Below are 18,944 nucleotides of genomic sequence, written 5' to 3'. Positions count from 1 at the left end.
CGTTAATCCACATCCTTTCGTGCGAAGTGCAGTGCACCCTGCAAAAGAATCAGCAGCCCCAGCAGCAACCCTGCACCGCTAAATAAGAGACGATGCGAAGATTCCCAAGCCATATATGGCCATGTTAAAGGGACCCACTCCGAAAGTAACATGGAGAAGATAGACACCAGAGATAAGGTTATTCCAAGAGCAACTGGCAATGTCTGATTACGGTTAGCCAGAGAAAGCCACAGCTGCAAAGCGATAACCGGCAACGCTGCAATAAAGGACATAAAGCCAATTCGTAATACATCCAAATATGGTATCAGTTCGACCTTGAAGCCTAAAACAAGCCCTAAACCAACTATACCCACCGAGAGCAGCAAACAAGAAACCGCCACTAGCGCCAAACATAATACCAGCTTAGCCATAAATACTGAAGTACGTGAGATAGGTAGCGCCAAGAGCTGCTTCCACGAGCTCATCTGATGTTCTACATTTGCAATCAACGAGCATACTAAGGTCCCTCCGAGAAAAAGAGCAATGGGCACAAAGGCAGCCACATTGTTCAGAAGCCCACCCCATAGATCCGCGCCATACTGCTCACGAAGATAGTCATAACGAAGGCCGAAGTTTAGGCCTTGCATGGCTACAAGTCCAAGCGGTCCAAGAAACACTAGAAACCAGAGTCCCTTGCCACGGATTTTGAGCCAATCCGCCGACAGTGCCCGCCACATCATGATTCCTCTCCTCCTACAACCTGCAGGAAGAAGTCCTCAAGTGATTGTCTCCGCTCCTCTACACGATAAATAGCATGCCCGTTCTCTACCAAGGCTTTGACTAGCAAGGCAACTCTTGCATCGATCATCCGGGAGAAGACTAGCTTTTGGTCTTGAAGTATCCCTGTGTATCCCCGTTCTTCAGCAAGGCGCAGCGCGGCCTCCGGGTCCGAGACTGCTAACCGCATTTCTCCCCCGGCTTGCCGCTGCAGATTCGTTATACTATCTTGGTATACCATTTGCCCTTGACGAATGATCCCTACGGTATCCGCCATTTGCTCAATTTCACTAAGCAAGTGACTGGATACTACGACAGTAATCCCTTGCTCCTGCGGCAATCGTTTAATCAGTCCACGAATCTCCTGAATCCCTGACGGGTCAAGTCCGTTCGTCGGCTCATCCAGAATAAGCAGCTCCGGTTCCCCGAGCAAGGCAGCAGCAATACCTAGTCTCTGCTTCATCCCGAGAGAGAACCCTTTCACTGGACGTTTCTCTTCCCCTGTTAAGGAAACAATATCAAGCACCTCAGCAATCCGTGACTTCGGAGCACCAAGAATACGGCGGATGGCTTCAAGATTATCCACAGCGCTTAAGTGCCCGTAATAGGATGGAGATTCGACAAGCGACCCTACCTTCCGCAAAATTTGCAGCTTATGCTTGCGAAGATCCTGGCCGAACACCTCAATCCCTCCTGATGTCGGAGTGATCAGTCCAAGCAGCATACGAATCGTCGTTGTTTTTCCAGCCCCGTTTGGGCCTAGAAAACCATAGATTTCTCCCTTGCGGATATTCAAATTTAAATTTTCTACCGCAGCCCGGCCACGGTATTTTTTTAATAAATCCTTCGTTTCAATTACTGTTTCTTTCATCTTCCTCACCTCGGTAATTAGCATAACGTCCCAAGGTTAAGAACAAGGCGGCACGAAGTTTAAGTTTTGTTTAAATTTCATCCCGTGGATTGAAGATTACAATAGAGGTACCATCTCCTGTACTCTCCATATCCCACTCTAACTCCATATGCTTCATTAACAGATCCACGATGGACAGCCCTAATCCTGCCCCTTTGTAATCGGATGGACTCTGGATACCTCTGCCGTGATCCGTAATCAAAATAACACGTTTCCCATTACGGGACTCCGTAGAAATCCCTACATAAAGACCACTGCTGGCATGACGTACAATATTCTGAAATAGATTATCAAGAATACGGCGGAACCAGACCTCATCCACCATCCAGAACAGCGGTTCAGCCTCCAGGTCAATATCGATCTCGAAGGTCTCTTTTTCCCATACGGGGTACCAAGCAGCAGCACTTTCCCGCAACAAGCGCAAGACATCTTTACGCTCCCGCTTCAAAGTGATCCGTCCGCTGTTGAGAAGATTGTAGGATAAAAGATTCTCAATCAAGACGCTAAGATCTGCTATACGCTTATCCATTAGCTCTAGGGACTGTTGTCCTTTTGGGGTTAAGCTCTCCTTAGTCATTACATGGATGTGGCTGCGGATAACGGTTAGCGGTGTACGTAAATCATGAGATAAGTTGGATACTAGACGCTTACGCAGCTCTTCCTCTTCGATTTCCCTCTTTCGGCTTTCGTCAAGCTTCGCCACCATCGTATTAAAAGCTTCCTCCAGTCTGCCTATCTCATCCAGCTTGCCCGTCATAATAGACTTAGGCATTCTATCCGGTCCCGTAATTGTCATCGCGGTTTGCAGCTGTAGTAGCCGTTTGCGTATTTTTCTAAAGAACAGCAAAGAAACCAGTGCGAACCCTCCAAAAAGTACAAAGAGCACAAAGTAATACAAAGCCCAAGCCCCGACTCCCCCATAAGCGCCTTTGTTGAGCAGCTTGTTTGGAATTTGCATTACCATAAACCCTTTACCCGCATCCACTCGGTCTCCCATGAAGGCGACGATGGCTAAAGGATCACGCTTTGTACTTTCTTTCATAAAATAAATAGCCTCAGCCGCAGTCCACTGCTCCGGAACTCCGCTGCCATGATCCGGATTGCCTTTATCAGGTGTGAGAATCAATCGGGTCATTCCCTGCCCATCTACCCAAAACATAGTAGCCTCAGTGTATTTCCGGCTCAGTTCATCTAACCGCTTATTTATGCCTTCCGAAGAAGCATCTTCCAATTGAAGCGCCTCTTTATGCCACATGGCCTCCAGCGCTGCAACACTCGAATATAAAGAGGTATCTACAGGTGGAGCCCCTTTAGTCACTTCATTAACCATATTGTAGAGAACAAAAGATAACGGCAGAACCACAGGGATAAAAAGCAGTGCAGAAACGATAATAAGCAAATATCCCGACAGCAAAGAGGAGTTGCGCTGCTTACGAATGCGCCCTAACCCCCTCATGCTCTTACCCGATATCCAATCCCCCGGACAGTTTCTATAATTTCCGGATTGCCCGGATCAAGTTCTAACTTTTCGCGCAAATATCGTATATGTACCATCAAAGTTTTATCCCCTTCGAGATAGGCTTCTCCCCAGACGGCTTCATAAATCTGCTCCTTCGTCATAATCTGGCCGAGATGACGCAGCAAATAAGAAAAAATCTGAAATTGCTTACCCGTAAGCATGACTTCTTCCTGAGTCTGAGCATTTATTACTCGGTTATCTCCTTCATATACGATTAGGTGCTTAAGCGTGAGCGAATCCTGAACCGATGCCCCATTCCGCCTGAGCAGCACTTCAATTCTGGCTGCTAATTCATCCGGATGAAAAGGCTTCGTCAAATAATCATCCGCGAATTCAAGCCCCTGCAGTTTATCATCAATGGAAGTCCGTGCGGAGAGCATCAAGATCGGAAGCTTAGGGTACGCCCGCTTCAATCGTTGTCCGACAGTAAAGCCATCCAGGCCCGGAAGCATTACATCCAGAATGGCCAATTGACAAGGCGAAGCTTCCTCCGTCGCTCCCTCCCCGCTCCGCAGCCAACGCACACTATAACCACGCTCACTTAAATCCGCAGACACGACGCTGCCGATTTCATGATCATCTTCAATATATAACAGAGTGACGGTCATGTATTTTAAGTCCTCCCCTGAGAAATTACGTAAAAAGTTGAAGTCATTATAACATGTTTTAACAGGACACTCAGGGACTTATCTTTTAAAAAAAGCCCTCCTAAACCCGTGGGGGATAGGAAGGCTCTCGGAAACGATTTTAAATTGGTTTAGGGAGTCCACACGCCGTGCTCTTTATTACTGCCAACATACTCAATACGCGTTGGAGTAAGTTCAAGAATCACATAATTAGGATCATCGGGTCCTGTAAACCATGGCTCCAGCTCTTTGTTCCATACCTTTGTGCGCAGCCCTTCATCCTTAGAAACGGCAGCGGTGGCTTCAATCTCCAGCACATCTTTGCTTCCGCCTGACTCATATCCAAGCAGCAAAAAGGCGTTCGGATTATTCGATAATTCCTCCACCTTATGAGTTTTGCGATTCGTAGCTAAATAAATCTTCAAACCCTCATGGAAAATAGCCATATAACGTACTTTCGGCTTATTTCCTTCTTCGATCGTACCAAAGGAACCGAACTTGTTGGCATCCAATGCTTTAATAATGAGTTGCTCCAGTTGTTTGTTATCCATTACGTAAATCTCTCCCTTCAAGCATGTAAACAAAAGTTTATATATCCAAGCTCACCGTTTGGATTTATCATAACAATGGTGCTTATTATAATGTACCCTTCAGGTTCACATTGAATCCGACCTTACTCCATAAACTACATTCAATATAAGGGGCTTACTTCGTGAAAAAACTGATTTGGATCGGCTGTCTTTCCTACTTTGTCATTGGACTTGCTCATGTCGTACTGGGATCTATTCTTCCCGTTCTGTTACAGCATTATGACCAAAATTATAGTGCCGGCGGGCAATTAATCTTTAGTCAATTCGCTGGTTTTCTGGCTGGTGTGCTTGTCTCTCCCCTACTCAATCGCCGTTTTGGCAAACGAGGAGGCATCATTATCGCCACCGCTCTTCTCCTGACTGCTGAAATTGCATATGCTTTTCTGCCACCTTGGGGATGGATGTATGTCATTGCTGTTGCGGCTGGCTTTGGTTTCGGTATGATCGAAGCCGTCATCGGCACCATCATTATCGGAGCTGTGACAGAAGGAACCGCGATCGCGATGAGCCGACTTGAAGTCCTTTTTGGGGTAGGGGCACTCCTAATGCCTCTTATCGCCAGTCCGCTCATTGCTACCGGAGCATGGAGATTGACATTTCTAATTGTCGCTTGCTTCTCATTACTTTCCCTCATTCTCTGGGGAAGAGGCCATTTCGGGAATCTGCAACGTATACTAGACGAGCGAGCACCTCGCAAAGTCTCAGCATCCCCGCATTCCTCGCAGTCCAGCACACAGCTTCCGTATAAAGGGAAACAATGGATTCTGCTGGGTATCTTCATTCTTTTCTTCTTTCTCTATGTAGGTACGGAGATGAGTCTGGTCAACTTTATGCCCGCCATCTTTATCGCCAAGCTAGGAATGACAGAATCTGCGGCGGCGCTGACAGTCACTTTCTTTTGGCTAGCTATGTCTACGGGAAGATTGTTTGCTGGAGTGATTGCAGAGAAAATTTCTTACCGTGTATACATTTTATGTAGCTGTTTACTGACCTTGTTACTGTTGGCTCTTTTTCCGTTCACAGAAAATCGATTAGCTGCATTCATCGTAATTATGCTACTTGGGCTATTTATGTCCGGTATTTTCTCCATAGCTTTAGTCTTCTCCAGCAAGATGCTGCCAGGAGCCGAAGAATCAACACCCAGCATAATGATCGCTGCTGGAGGTGTCGGTGGAGCTCTGCTGCCCCTATTTATGGGCTGGTCTATGGACCATTTAAAAGTAGTACAAACTGCTGGGGTACTTGCCGGCTTTGCCGCCTTCCTGTTTTTGCTGAGCATTGCCGCATGGAGATTCCAATCCAGGCAAGCAGTACAAAGAAAGAGTTCCAGTATTTAGAATGTTAGAATGGTATCAACCTAATCTTTTTAGGGTAATGTCATCTATAAGCATATTCTGAGCACAAGGATGGACGATGAATGGATAAGCTTTCAACTGAACCTTTATTACATACTGCGCTTATGCAGTTTATTTTTCCTTTTTCAATAAAAAAGGGTGATTCTAAGAAGCTCATCCAACAATTGCAGGATGATGGCTTCACACGTTTTTTTCTGGATAATAAAGAGCTAGAAAATGCCTATTACGGAGAAGGCCACTGTGTTTCCCATGAACGGCTGGAGCGTACCTATTTACCGTTTGCTGCACATATTCTTTTTCCACGCAAGAAGGATGTGGACTCTTTCCGCCGCTTTTCCAGAGTCAATAATCTGGACTGTATCCTAGAGATTCCTCAGCAGTCTATATTTTTTAAAATTCTCTCGACGGATATATTCATATGTCCTTTTCAGCTTGGATTTGTGACGATACGTGTCCAGCTTGAGGGGGATTCGATTCCCTTTAGTATTGCACTGGAATTCGCGGACCGCTTCCGGACGCTTGAGAATACCTTCGTACAGGATGATTACACCTATATCCATTGCGGGGAACAGACCTATGAGATGGTTGAGGATTTTGTCTTCCGAAATCTGGTAGATGGCTTGGAACCTTTTCTGGATCACTCGGATATCAATGGGGCTTATTTCGAAACCCTTCCCTTTTTCGTAGATGAAAGAATGCAGGTGCAAGCCTTTTATGGCTTTCAGAATGAAGGAGATTCTGATGAGATTAGTGTAAATATCCGCTATCGCGCCTCTCAGCTTGATGGAATTGATCTGAACGGCAAGCCCTATGCCAGTGCCAGCGACCCAGCGTATATTGCGAATTATTGTCATGAGCATTCTTATAATCGATGGGGCCCAGACACGTATTATATGATGAATGAGCAGACCTTTTGCTGCCTTACCCGAGCTGAACCAAAGATCGCCATTAGCCTGGCCGACCAGATGTACGGGCAATACTATTACGGATTTCTACTCAATATTTTCCACAAAATCGTTCTGCTAAAGCTGGCAAATATGCATTCCCGACTACGCATAAACCACGATTATGATGAGATCGATAATTTAATCTACTCGATTAATAAATTCTCGGCAAAGTTTTATTTCTTAGAGCTAATCTCACAGTCGCAAGGACGGGAGATTTTTCTTCAGCTGCGTAAAGTATACGGGAACGACGCTCTATTCGAGGAAGTAAAAGAAACCTTGACTGACCTGTTTCAGTATCAAGATAAATTCCAGTCGAAGCGCCGGGATAATCTGCTGATGATCCTCACTGTATTTACGGTGGTAAGTGGGATTTATGGCATGAATCAAGTCATTGACGATCTGGATGGAAAGATTCAGTGGAGTAAAATGGTTAGCTATTCCCCCTTTGAGTTTCTTGCTCTCTTCGTGATAATGAGCGGGATAATGATCAGTGTTGTCCTTACACTAGGTGCTCTGGTTACTGAGCTTAAGCGGCGTCATCGCAAGAAACATAAAGATCTGGATGAATGAAAACGGACTAAGAGATTTGAAAAATTTAGGATCATGCTACTAGACATTCCGAGAACAGCCGTCTATAATACAGCGTATGCAAGAAATATAAGCTATAAAGTATAGGTGCAAAACCTAAACTTTCTTATATTTCAAGTGGAAATACCCGTTAACTTCATAGAACCAGGGGTGCTGGAATTGGCCGGCTGAGATTGTATCCCACAAGATACTGACCCTTATACCTGATCTGGATAATGCCAGCGTAGGAATTGCCAATTGGTTTTGGTCCCTGTGACCTTTACTAACCTTGCGCCAAGCCAGCGTCCCGATCACTCGGGCGCTTTTTTTGTGTAGATCACAAAAGATGTAGAAGAAATGTACATACTACACTTTATGGTTCATGTTGGATGACGGGATCTGGCAACCTTAAAGGAGAGAAGAAGACATGCATGTCAAAAAAGCACTCATGCTTAGCCTCATCTGTATGCTCATTCTTGCGATTGCCGGATGCGGCAGCAACAACGGGAATACAGCCGGAAACAAAGGGACTGCTGCGGAATCGAATGCAGCGACCGGATCAAATGCTCCAAAAGAGCTTACCAAAGTTAAGGTTGCACTGGACTGGACACCGAATACGAATCATACCGGTCTTTACGTAGCCAAGGATCTTGGTTATTACGCGGAAGAAGGTCTGGATGTAGAAATCGTTCAACCTGGCGCAGCAGGCTCCGATACCATGGTTACTTCTGGGGAAGCTGCTTTTGGGATCAGCGCTCAGGAAGGATTGACTCTAGCTCGTCTACAAGGCGTTCCCCTTGTCTCGATTGCAGCCATTATTCAACATAATACGTCGGGATTCGCCGCTCCAGTGGATCGCAATATTAAATCGCCAAAAGATTTTGAGGGTAAAACTTACGGAGGCTGGGGCTCTCCCGCCGAGGAAGCAGCCATGAAGGCGATCATGGACCCTGTTGGTGGCGATGTGAAAAAGGTGAAGCTAATCAGTATTGGTGAAGCTGACTATTTTACCGCAGTCAAACGTGACATTGATTTCGCTTGGATCTTCTACGCTTGGACCGGTATTGAAGCCGAACTGCGTGGAGAGCCTCTGGATATGCTGTACTTGAAGGATTATGCGCCTCAGCTCGATTATTACACCCCTGTGCTGACCACGAGCGAGAAGCAGATTTCTGAGAATCCAGATTTGGTGAAGGCTTTCCTGAATGCCACATCGAAGGGTTATCAATATGCGATTGATCATCCAGAAGAGGCTGCCGCTACATTATCCAAAGCTGTGCCTGACCTTGATGCCGAGCTTGTCCTAGCCAGCCAAAAATGGCTTAGCCCGAAATATAAAGACGACGCCCCCCGCTGGGGAGAGCAAAAAACCGAGGTCTGGCAGAATTACGGCGACTGGATGTATGATTTGAAGCTGCTGGACAAACCGCTGGATGCAGCTAGTGCATTCACGAATGATTTTTTACCGGCGGAGTAGACCGGACTTCCCAAGTTCGTTCAAGATTCGATGTCGAATCCGCTTCCTGTATCACTTCGTTATCAAAGTTGGCTTTTTGAACTTACCACTTCAATGAGAGTTCAAAAAGTCGGCTTTCAGAACCAAGAAGGTTGAACGTTACTTGAGGAAGGAGGAACGGAGCGTAGTGATGTGCTACGTGAGTACCGGACTTCCCAAGTTCGTTCAAGATTCGACGCCGAATCCGCTTCCTGAATTACTTCGTTATCAAAGTTGGCTTTTTGAACTTACCACTTCAATGAGAGTTCAAAAAGTCGGCTTTCAGAACCAAGAAGGTTGAACGTTACTTGAGGAAGGAGGAACGGAGCGTAGTGATGTGCTACGTGAGTACCGCACTTCCCAAGTTCGTTCAAGATTCGATGTCGAATCCGCTTCCTGTATCACTTCGTTATCAAAGTTGGCTTTTTGAACTTACCTATACAAATTGAGAGGATTGATTATTGTGGCTAACACATTGCTCAGCATTCAAGTAATTCCTAAGACTCCAAACAATGAGGATTCCATCCCATACGTCGATAAAGCAATTGAAGTTATTCAAAAATCCGGCGTTAAACATCAGGTGAACCCGCTGGAAACCACGATGGAAGGTGAACTTAGCGAGCTGCTTGAGGTTGTTCGTCAAATGCAGGAGGCGCTGATCGAAGCTGGTAGTCCAAGCGTGATCTCACAGATCAAAATTGCTCATAACCCTAACGGAATCAGCATGGATAAATTGACGGAGAAATATCGGCCGTGAGATCGACCTGGAAGCTAATATGGCCGCCCCTTGTGGCGGTCGTCTTCTTTTTAACCGTATGGCAGTTATCTGTTTCTCTATTCCATATCGAATCCTGGATTCTGCCAAGTCCTGCTGATATTGCCCGCGAATCCACCAGTAATGCTTCTGGTCTTTGGGCTCATACGATGGCTACGCTTCGACTCACATTAATCGGTTTTCCTATTGGTACAGGTGTAGGCTTGATCGTCGCTCTACTTTTGCATCTTTTGCCTTGGGCTAGACGCGCTTTTTATCCACTGATTATTCTGAGTCAAAATGTTCCCTCTATCGCACTCGGACCACTGCTTATCATCTGGTTTGGCTTTGGTCTTTTGCCCAAAATCGTACTGATTACACTGGTATGCTTCTTCCCGGTAGCTGTCGCTGCAATGGGCGGCTTGTCTCAAAGTGATCAGGTCATGATGAATTATATGAAAATGGCGGGCGCAAGCAAGTGGCAAATCTTCACCAAGCTGGAGCTTCCGTCTTCTATACCGGCACTATTTTCCGGTGTGAAAATATCCGCCACTTATGCGGTTATGGGAGCCGTGGTCGCTGAATGGATTGGCGCAGATAAAGGGATTGGCTATTATATGCTCCTCCAGAAATCCGCTTATCGTACGGATCGGATGTTTGTCGCTATTGTTATTATTGTGCTCCTTAGTCTTGTACTTTTTGCTATTATCGCGTTGCTCGAAAAATGGTTAGTTCGCTGGAAACCACGCCGTAATTCATAGAAAGGAAGATGCCTGTATGTCTCAAGCGACGCAAATAGGGCAAAGAACAACTGAAATCATAAGCTCTCCTGAAGCTCATACTGCACCACCTGCTCTTGAAGTAAGCGGCATCTCCAAGTCTTTCACCCATCGCCGCCGCGAGACGAACGTGCTGAACAACGTCTCTCTTAAGGTAGAGCAGCAAGAGTTCGTTTCGATCGTCGGTCCTTCCGGCTGCGGAAAAAGCACCTTATTCCATATGATCGGCGGACTAGTGAAGCCTGATGCAGGAACGATCCTCATGAACGGCAAGGTCGTTACAGGTCAACGTGGTGAAATCAGTTATATGCCGCAGCACCCCGCGCTTTTCCCTTGGCGTACGATTGAGGATAATGTGCTGCTCGCCGGGGAAATCAAAGGTGCTCTGCAGGATGGAGCTCGTGAAGAAGCGCGCCAGTGGCTCGACAAGGTTGGCTTGAGCGGGTTTGAACAGGCTTACCCGCATATGCTGTCTGGGGGGATGCAGCAGCGTGCGGCTTTTCTCAGAGCATTGCTAGCTCCGCAGGAGTTGATGCTGCTCGATGAGCCTTTCAGCGCATTGGATGCCCTAACTCGCAGTGAAATGCAGCGCTGGCTGCTCGAACTGTGGGAGGAGAATCGCCGCTCTGTGCTGTTCATCACCCACAACATCGAAGAAGCGTTGCTGCTCTCGAATCGTATTTATGTATTCTCGGGCCGCCCCGGCTCCATCCTACATACTGTTGACGTGCCATTTCCACGGCCACGCCGCGATGAGATTACGGATTCCCCGGAATTCCTTAAACTCAAACGCCAGCTGTCACAGTGGATGCGCGAAGAACAGGCTAAGAGCGGGAAGTAGCTTTTTGAATAGAGGTCACTCCACTCACTTTAAACAAGAGATTAAACAAAGAACCGCCCGGGCTTCAATTAGCCCAAGCGGTTCTTTTGTTTTAATCAGAATAACAGTTAAATCTTATTGTGCTTGTACAAACTCAGCAGATTTAATCCCTGCTTGACGGCCGAAAATAATGATTTCTGCTACAGAGTTACCGCCGATCCGGTTTTGACCGTGCAATCCACCTGTAACTTCACCAGCCGCATACAGGCCAGGAATAGCAGCGCCGTCTTTATTTAATACCTCTGTATTCGTATTGATCTTCACGCCGCCCATGGTGTAGTGAATCCCTGGGGCGATCTTAATAGCGTAGTAAGGACCAACGGACAAATCGTTGTCCATCCCTGTTGTTCTGCCGAATTCAGCATCGTTCTTGTTCTTTACTGCGCTGTTCCAAGTATCAAGTGTCGCTTTTAGCTTATCGGCTGGAACACCGATTTCTTTCGCCAATGCTTCGATGGTATCCGCTTGGATTACGAAGCCCATTTTGTCATATTGTTCAATTGCTTTCACGCGTGATTTAACGCCGGAATCAAAGACAAGCGTTGCCGCTTTTTCAGGAAGTGCATTGATCGCTTCGGTAACTTTATCACGTGTAGTCAATTCGTTTACAAACCGTGTGCCTTCGCTGTTCACGAGGATAGATCCTTCACCGCGAACGGCTTCCCCGATCAGATAAGATTTATCTTGTTGAACTGTTGGGTGAACTTGAATTTGATCCATATCGACAGTAGTTCCGCCAAGTGCCTCGATCATCTTGATGCCGTCGCCTGTACTACCGATTTGGTTAGTCGTAACGTATCCTTCCAGATCAGGTCTAACTTTTGATATCATATCCATGTTGGATCCAAAACCACCTGTTGTTACAACAACTGCCTTCGCTGTAATGGTTTTTTCATCAGCTTGATTAAAGAGTACTTTGACGCCGTTAGCCTTACCGTCTTTTTGAGTAATTTCTTTAACATCCGCGTTCACAAACAGTGGAATTTCTTTTTCTTGTACGTTTCTAACCAATCCTTTGACAAGGTATTGGCCTACCGCAGAGCCGTCTTCTGGACGGTGGGTGCGTTTTTCGCTCATGCCGCCTGTGATCGTAATATTGTTCAGCTTGATTCCGATCGAATCTAACCAATCGATCGCACTTGCGGAATTGTCAACGAAGAAACGAAGCATCTCTTTATCATTCGTGTCATGACCGCCTTTTAGCGTCTCTTCATAAAACTTATCATTGCTATCTTCAATGCTTTGCTCTTTTTGAAATTTCGTTTGGGAAGCGTTCATCCCTGAGGAGGATTTACTTGTATTCCCACCTGCAACCGGCATTTTTTCTAAAATAACCGGATTCAAGCCCTTAGCCTTAGCTTCCAGTGCAGCAGACATTCCCGCACCACCAGCACCGACAATAACGATATCATAATTATCTTTTAATTGATCCAGTGGTGTGTAACTAGCTTCTGATGCACCTGATACGGCTTCAGCTTTATCATTTTTGGCCGTCTCATTTACCTTACTTTTGTTCTCATTGCCATTACTATTACCTGCGCTGTTGCTATTACTGTTACCGCAGCCTGCGATTACGAGCATGACAGAGAGAATGAGAATGAGAGCAGTACTTGTTGTCTTCTTCATCTTTATAACGCCCCTTTGTGAATGTTTTCACATTTATGATAACGCAAGGATGCTGTTTTGTGAAGGTTTTTTAGTAATTAGTTATACTTACTGTTACATTTTCATGAATATTTTCATTTAAATTTTCATAAAAATTCTTGCTTTCAATATTTCCGCAACTTACTACTCAAAAAAAGCCACCCTTTTCAGGGCGGCCATCTGCCTTATTTTCTAGTCACTTATGGTATATAAGCAATAACTTCAATTTCTACGAGCCCATCCTTAGGCAGACGTGCTACTTCAACTGCGCTGCGAGCAGGATATGGCTGAGCAAAAAACCTTCCATAAATCTCATTTACCTTAAGAAAATCATTCATATCCTTTAGGAAAACGGTCGTCTTTATTACCTGGTCCATGCTTGTACCCGCCGCTTCCAGTATGGCTTTGACATTCAGCAACGACTGTTCCGTCTGTTCCTCAACCGTAGCAGGAAAAGTCCCACTAACCGGGTCTAGTCCGAGTTGTCCTGAAGTATATAGGACGTTCCCAAGCTTTACAGCTTGAGAATAAGGTCCAATTGCACCTGGTGCATCCGTTGTTATTACAGTTTCTTTATGCATATTTTTCATTTTAAAAGACTCCTTTATCCAACTTGTTCATTAGTTTTACCGTCATATTCCTTTAGCATTTCTGCCTGTTGCTCTGGCGTTAACTTCGCGATACCAAATCCCGTAAAGCCCCATATCGTCGCAAAGATTATTCCTGTCCAACAGAGAACAGCCCAAGGTAAATAGTCTAACGTTGCAACACCCAGCGTTCCCGCCATATAAGCACCTGCAGCTGTCCAAGGCAGAATAGGCTCGGTAATCGCCGCTGAATCCTCGATCGTACGTCCCAAATTCTTCGGATGCAAGCCCCGACAGATATATGCTTCACGCAGCATTTCACCTGGCATTAAGATGGATACCTGACCATTACTTGTAACCCCGATCATCGTAAGACCTGTAACAATGGTTGCTACGATCATTGAACCTGTGGAATGGACGAACTTCAAAAGCTTATTAACAATCAATTCCAAGGATTTCGTCAGAGATATGGTTCCAGCAAACGTGATTGCACAGAAGCAAATGAGAAGTGTACCCATCATGGAGTTCATTCCGCCACGATTTAGGAGACGGGGTACATCTTCAATAATGTTAGCAGAATCAAATCCAGCTACGTGAACCATAGAAATATTAAATCCATTAACAACAGAAGATACGACCTCATTCAACGTAAATCCCTGAAATACAAGTGCGTTGGCCATAGCGAACATGGAAGAGATCAGCATGACTGGGATGGTCGGCTTCTTCGTAATAGAACCATACAAGATGATTAGTACAGGTACTAATAGCAGCAGATTAAAGTCATAAATGGTATCTAATGTTCCCATGATCGTTCCAACCTTTTCTGGAACAATAGCACCGGCAGCATCTGTGTTTAGGCCTGTGATAATAAAGACAACGCTTGCAACGATAAATGAAGGAAGTGTGGTATATAGTAAATGTCCAATATGCTCATAAAGATTGACACCTGTTGCTAACGCAGCAATATTCGTTGTGTCTGAAAGCGGTGACAATTTATCACCAAAATAAGCACCTGCAACAACAGCACCAGCTACTGCTGCTAGGTTCGCATCCATACCCGCGCCAACACCCATAAAGGCGACCCCGATCGTTCCCGCTGACCCCCAAGACGTGCCCGTACAAAGTGAAACGGCAGCTGTCGCAATAAATGCGGTGATAAGCAGAAATTGTGGATTAATGATATTCAATCCATAATAAATCATCATTGGGATCGTTCCACCAACCATCCATGCCCCAATCATAAAACCCACCATGATCAGAATAAGAATGGCAGGCATCGTTTTCGCGATCTTGCCAGCGATAGATTCTAGTATGTCGTTATAGCTATAACCAAGAATAATCGCGATAATACCAGCAACAACCGCAGAGGTAATGATAAGTGGTTCAGGTGGTAATTCAAACAACACGTACCCTAAACTAAGTAACACAATCATTGTAATAATCGGTAATAGTGCTAAGAACATCGTCGGCTGTTTCTTGACTCTTGGTGATTCTGATTTGGACATGGTTATTTTCCCCCTTGATATGGATCTGAGAAAAGCTACTAATGAGGTCTTTCAAGGTCATTGATCAATTGTTTTTTACTATTTTTACTTTTTTAATGGATAAGCTCGATTCAGCCGTTCAAAAGCTTCCTGCAACAAGGGCCGTGGCGTCGCAATATTTAAGCGGATAAAGCCTTCTCCTGATGCTCCAAAACCTGTCCCAAAGCTCACGCTAACCTTCGCATCCGACTCGATCCACTGCTTTAGCTCTGCTTCGTTGGTACTGATTGCCCTACAATCCACCCATAACAGATAGGTTCCTTCTGACTCGATCACGCGAAGTTCAGGCATAGATTCAGCTATATACGCTTTCACCCAAGCGATATTGGCTGTGATATATCCTCGTAATTCTTCCAGCCATTCATCGCATTCCGTATAAGCCACTTCTAATGCAGGTACTGCAAAAAAGGTGGGGTTATGACAGCCCGCTTGCTGTAAACAACGTCTGAATTTCTCCCGCAACTGATCATTCGGAATCACGATGTTAGCAATTTCAAGGCTTGCAAGATTGAAGGTCTTCCCTGGGGAAGTACAGATAAAGGATCGCTGCTCAGCCTCGGTCGATATCTTCCCGATTATCGTATGCTCATGACCTTCATGGATAAAATCGGCATGAATATCATCCGATACAATATAAGCATCATACTTTGTACACAAGCTAACGATTCGTTCTAGTTCAGCTCGTGTCCATACCCGTCCAACCGGATTATGCGGTGAGATGAGCAGTACAATTTTAACCCCTGCTTGCATCCGCAACTCCATATCAGCAAAATCGATCTCATAACGCCCGTTCACTTCACGAAGTGGACTTTCCACTAATACGCGGTTATTTAGCTCTACTGATTTAGCAACCGGCTGATAGGCTGGCGTATGGATTAACACTTGATCACCGGGTTGAGTGAAGTTCTGAATGATCAGAGAAACCGCTTGCACAATACGAGGGCAAAACACGATCCATTCTTGCGGAACCTCCCAATCGTAAGCTTTTTTAATCCATCCCTGAACTGCCTCATAATAAGGTGGAAAAGGATCGGTATATCCATATATGCCATGCTTCGCCATCTCCGTTACTCGCTCTATCACCTGTGGAGGGGCTTGAAGATCCATATCCGCAACAGAAAGCGCTATCATTTCTCTGCCCAAAACTTGCGCCATACCATCCCATTTCGCGCAATTGGTCCCATATCGGCTAACAACCTTATCAAAGTCTATTGTCATCTAGCCCACTTCCTCTCTTGAGAGTTCTGTTTATTCTCACTTAATTTTTTGCAAATAACGATAAACGGTTGGCTCAGATATCATCAAGGTCTTAGCGACTTGAGAAACTCCACCTTTAAGTAGAAACACGCCCTGCTCGTTAAGTACTTTCACAAGTTCAATCTTCTCTTTCGAGGACAATCGCTCTGCCGGAACATTAATTTTACCGAGCACCGAATCAATCATGTGCTGGAGCAGATCATCTACGTTTCCTTGTAAATACTCTTCCGTCTGCTTCTCTACAACCTCTTGCTGTGGTATTAACGGTACTGGTGGAAGTGTTGATCCTCCTTGCAAAATGTTTTGTATCCACTCAGCTGCAACCTCCATATGTGTGACATCAATGTTAATACACATCATACCGACCAATTCGCTGCTGCTGTTTTTAATATAATAAGTAGCGGAGCGAAATACCTGACCTTGCGAACCACGCGCTTTATAGTTAGCAATAAACGGTTGCTCACGGTAGGACTCATCTTTCAACAGCTTAAGCACGAGATCTGTTGAACTATCTCCTACTTTACGCCCACTAATGTATCCGTTCTCAATAAAAATAATTGAACGCTCTGGATTGCTTATATCATGAATAACAACCTCACATTTTGAACCTATAATTGAAGCAATAAAAGAAGCGATTGGAAAATAGGACTCTAGACAGCTGCGATCTTCTATCATGTGAGCATTTCACTCCTTTCGTTTTGCGTCTAATTTATTTTTGATAATAATTTATTATCTTGATAATATTTTATTACAACATTCTTAAAAAAGCAATCAAGAATATATTGGAATTTCATCAGTCGATATTCTCCCTTAAATACTTAGGGCATATTTCCTGTAAGCGACCACAAAAAAAGTCCTTCACTACTTCTACAAATTGCAGAAATCGTGAAAGACTATCTATTTACTGCTATACCTCATTTCCTTATCATTGCTCGATACACGAATTTAGGAAGAACGGCTTGTCTGCGCCAGCGCGACTTTTGTCCTTTGGCTACAGGGGAAAATAACAGCCGATGCAACCACTCCAAATTGAGTTTCTTCCATATCGCAGGGGCTGGAGTCACTTTTCCCGCTATAACATCCAAGCTTCCCCCGACACCAAAAACAACCTTAACCTGAGAAAGCGCCTGTTTATGCTTATAAACCCACTTGTCAGAGTATGGAGCCCCCATCGCGACAATCAGGAAATCTGGCTGTGCGTGCTGAATCTCTGCCACAATGGCCGGTTCCTCTTCTTTAGTAATAAAACCATTATGTCTTCCGGCAATTTTAACATTCGGATATAGCTCTGTAATCTTTTCGACCGCTTTACAGCTGGTATGCTCATCCGTTCCTAAGAAATAAAAGCTCCAGCCCAGCTTATTCCCTTGTGCGAGCAGTTCAAGAAGTAGTTCATACCCCGTAACTCGTTCAGTTATAGGGTCACCTTTTCTTTTCGATGCCAGCACAATGCCAATCCCATCAGGAGTAATCAGATCTGCCTCATGGAGTATGGTTCGAAGCAGCTCGTCCGATTGACTTGTTATCGTAATTTCCGGGTTCGCCGTAATCAAATGAAATAGCTTTGGTTCTCCGGCTTGAATATGTTTTGTTAGATGAAGTGTTGTCTCGTGTAGTGTTAATTTTGAAAAAGGAACGCCTAATATAGAGACTGTCCCAGCCATTTAATCACCTCTTACTGAAAAGTTCATTCCAGTATACCTTACCGTAATCCATAAGCATAGTCACCCTCATTACTCCGGTTATTCATCCGAAAATTTCCACCGCTCTATTAACCAAGGTTCATCGATCCCTCTCAGGCGGAATTCCTCCAAAAGTATCTTTCGAAATAGTTTTTCCATTTTGACAAAATTATTGTCCTCCTGATACATCGGAGCAAAGGATCCATCCTCTCTTAGATAACTCCAAAAATCTCCTGCACATTCTAAAATTCTTTGTCCCACGGCCGTTTGCTGCGCTACGGGAACAAGCCATTTGTCATAGGGATACGGATAACCTTCAATAGTGATTGCACAGCGTAAAGCCTCTTTATAAAGGGAAACCGCTAAGAACATGATGGGAAAGGCGTCGCCACGAACTACAGGATGATCTAGACTTCTGGCATAGCTTCTTAGCTGTATGTATGAATTCTTACGAAATTTCATTAGCACTTCAGGTTGGAGTGGAACATAGGAATGAAAAAGTGAGTTCAGATCCAGCAGATCGTAGTAAATATAGGACACTGATGCATTCCACAGCCATTTCATATCCCCGCTCATTAAAGCTTCTTTGATATCAGATATTTTATGGAGTGTATAATGCCCTGTCTTCCCACACGGAAGCCTTAAATCCATAAAAAAACTACTATGCTCCGGAATCAGGCCTGCTTCCTCGAACCGATGATTAATACGGTTGTAAGACTCATCCTCACAAATAATGATTATATCTACATCCGACTGCCCATCTACCACCCCGAGTGCGGTCGATCCATCGAGGATAATGCTTACCCTCTGACGAACTTCTTGCAATAACGGATGATTTAGGATCTCTTGCGTAATGTATTTTCCAATCTCCTCTAGTAATTCGCTATGAAGTTGTAACTTATCAGGTGTTAGTAAAATATCCGACAACACTGATTTCATCATCTTATCCTCCAACCTCCAGTGCATCTCATTTCCCTATAAAATATAGCGCTTACACACTATTTCAAATGTATATAGGAAAATTATTCTACACCCAGGAGTTACATCTTGCA

General features: G+C 44.8%; 19 protein-coding genes and 1 riboswitch. Of the genes, 7 read left to right on the top strand and 12 right to left on the bottom strand.

Features of this window, described 5'->3' with window-relative positions; genetic code table 11:
- Nucleotides 1-2: 2 nt before the first annotated feature.
- From M2444_RS13150 to M2444_RS13130, 5 genes are all read right to left on the bottom strand, one after another.
- Nucleotides 3-719: an ABC transporter permease gene (locus M2444_RS13150; RefSeq protein WP_280787167.1), complete on the bottom strand. Its 717-nt coding sequence runs from the start codon at nt 717-719 to the stop codon at nt 3-5.
- A complete protein-coding gene (locus tag M2444_RS13145) occupies nt 716-1,627 on the bottom strand; it encodes an ABC transporter ATP-binding protein (RefSeq protein ID WP_094877907.1) in 912 nt (303 codons plus the stop codon). The genes M2444_RS13150 and M2444_RS13145 overlap by 4 nt, the downstream gene beginning before the upstream one ends.
- Nucleotides 1,628-1,697: 70 nt before the next feature.
- Nucleotides 1,698-3,122 carry a HAMP domain-containing sensor histidine kinase gene (locus M2444_RS13140; protein WP_280787166.1) on the bottom strand — a complete coding sequence of 475 codons (1,425 nt, stop codon included), beginning with the start codon at nt 3,120-3,122 and terminating at the stop codon, nt 1,698-1,700.
- The gene (locus tag M2444_RS13135; RefSeq protein ID WP_094877905.1) at nt 3,119-3,793 is read right to left on the bottom strand and encodes a response regulator transcription factor; all 675 of its coding nucleotides are present in this window, start codon (nt 3,791-3,793) and stop codon (nt 3,119-3,121) included. The genes M2444_RS13140 and M2444_RS13135 overlap by 4 nt, the downstream gene beginning before the upstream one ends.
- Before the next feature lie 149 nt (nt 3,794-3,942).
- On the bottom strand, nt 3,943-4,362 hold the full coding sequence (locus M2444_RS13130; protein ID WP_094877904.1) for a pyridoxamine 5'-phosphate oxidase family protein: 420 nt from the start codon (nt 4,360-4,362) through the stop codon (nt 3,943-3,945).
- 161 nt (nt 4,363-4,523) lie between these two features.
- Between M2444_RS13130 and M2444_RS13125 the strand changes: the two genes are divergently transcribed.
- The 7 genes from M2444_RS13125 (at nt 4,524) to M2444_RS13095 (ending at nt 11,139) form a co-directional block, all read left to right on the top strand.
- The gene (locus tag M2444_RS13125; protein WP_280787165.1) at nt 4,524-5,738 is read left to right on the top strand and encodes an MFS transporter; all 1,215 of its coding nucleotides are present in this window, start codon (nt 4,524-4,526) and stop codon (nt 5,736-5,738) included.
- A gap of 80 nt (nt 5,739-5,818) precedes the next feature.
- Complete coding sequence (locus M2444_RS13120) at nt 5,819-7,273, top strand: hypothetical protein (protein ID WP_280787164.1); 1,455 nt, start codon at nt 5,819-5,821, stop codon at nt 7,271-7,273.
- A 154-nt stretch (nt 7,274-7,427) separates the two neighbouring features.
- A riboswitch (TPP riboswitch) is annotated at nt 7,428-7,538 on the top strand.
- 159 nt (nt 7,539-7,697) lie between these two features.
- Nucleotides 7,698-8,747, top strand: coding sequence for an ABC transporter substrate-binding protein (locus tag M2444_RS13115; protein WP_280787163.1), 1,050 nt, complete (start codon nt 7,698-7,700; stop codon nt 8,745-8,747).
- 166 nt (nt 8,748-8,913) lie between these two features.
- A complete protein-coding gene (locus tag M2444_RS13110) occupies nt 8,914-9,066 on the top strand; it encodes a hypothetical protein (protein WP_280787162.1) in 153 nt (50 codons plus the stop codon).
- Nucleotides 9,067-9,228: 162 nt separating this feature from the next.
- On the top strand, nt 9,229-9,522 hold the full coding sequence (locus M2444_RS13105; RefSeq protein WP_036682688.1) for a thiamine-binding protein: 294 nt from the start codon (nt 9,229-9,231) through the stop codon (nt 9,520-9,522).
- Nucleotides 9,519-10,280, top strand: coding sequence for an ABC transporter permease (locus M2444_RS13100; protein WP_076300092.1), 762 nt, complete (start codon nt 9,519-9,521; stop codon nt 10,278-10,280). The genes M2444_RS13105 and M2444_RS13100 overlap by 4 nt, the downstream gene beginning before the upstream one ends.
- Nucleotides 10,281-10,296: 16 nt before the next feature.
- Nucleotides 10,297-11,139 carry an ABC transporter ATP-binding protein gene (locus tag M2444_RS13095; protein WP_280787161.1) on the top strand — a complete coding sequence of 281 codons (843 nt, stop codon included), beginning with the start codon at nt 10,297-10,299 and terminating at the stop codon, nt 11,137-11,139.
- 114 nt (nt 11,140-11,253) lie between these two features.
- On the opposite strand, the gene M2444_RS13090 is transcribed toward M2444_RS13095, so the two are convergent.
- From M2444_RS13090 to M2444_RS13060, 7 genes are all read right to left on the bottom strand, one after another.
- The gene (locus M2444_RS13090; RefSeq protein ID WP_094869686.1) at nt 11,254-12,804 is read right to left on the bottom strand and encodes a flavocytochrome c; all 1,551 of its coding nucleotides are present in this window, start codon (nt 12,802-12,804) and stop codon (nt 11,254-11,256) included.
- A gap of 218 nt (nt 12,805-13,022) precedes the next feature.
- Nucleotides 13,023-13,412, bottom strand: a complete 390-nt coding sequence (locus M2444_RS13085; RefSeq protein WP_440961222.1) for a RidA family protein — start codon at nt 13,410-13,412, stop codon at nt 13,023-13,025.
- 14 nt (nt 13,413-13,426) lie between these two features.
- Entirely contained in the window at nt 13,427-14,914 is a 1,488-nt protein-coding gene (nhaC, locus tag M2444_RS13080; RefSeq protein ID WP_280787160.1) for a Na+/H+ antiporter NhaC, read from the bottom strand.
- A gap of 84 nt (nt 14,915-14,998) precedes the next feature.
- Nucleotides 14,999-16,171, bottom strand: coding sequence for a MalY/PatB family protein (locus M2444_RS13075; RefSeq protein ID WP_280787159.1), 1,173 nt, complete (start codon nt 16,169-16,171; stop codon nt 14,999-15,001).
- A 36-nt stretch (nt 16,172-16,207) separates the two neighbouring features.
- Complete coding sequence (locus tag M2444_RS13070; protein WP_094877897.1) at nt 16,208-16,885, bottom strand: helix-turn-helix transcriptional regulator; 678 nt, start codon at nt 16,883-16,885, stop codon at nt 16,208-16,210.
- Between the two features lie 239 nt (nt 16,886-17,124).
- Nucleotides 17,125-17,874 carry a WecB/TagA/CpsF family glycosyltransferase gene (locus M2444_RS13065; protein ID WP_280787158.1) on the bottom strand — a complete coding sequence of 250 codons (750 nt, stop codon included), beginning with the start codon at nt 17,872-17,874 and terminating at the stop codon, nt 17,125-17,127.
- 78 nt (nt 17,875-17,952) lie between these two features.
- On the bottom strand, nt 17,953-18,834 hold the full coding sequence (locus tag M2444_RS13060) for a nucleotidyltransferase domain-containing protein (protein ID WP_280787157.1): 882 nt from the start codon (nt 18,832-18,834) through the stop codon (nt 17,953-17,955).
- Between the last annotated feature and the right edge of the window lie 110 nt (nt 18,835-18,944).

This window comes from Paenibacillus sp. PastF-3 (genome assembly GCF_029893135.1).
Lineage (GTDB): Bacteria > Bacillota > Bacilli > Paenibacillales > Paenibacillaceae > Paenibacillus_AQ > Paenibacillus_AQ nitricinens.
The sequence above is the reverse complement of the archived record's forward strand: the minus strand, read 5'-3'. Positions and strand labels throughout refer to the sequence as shown.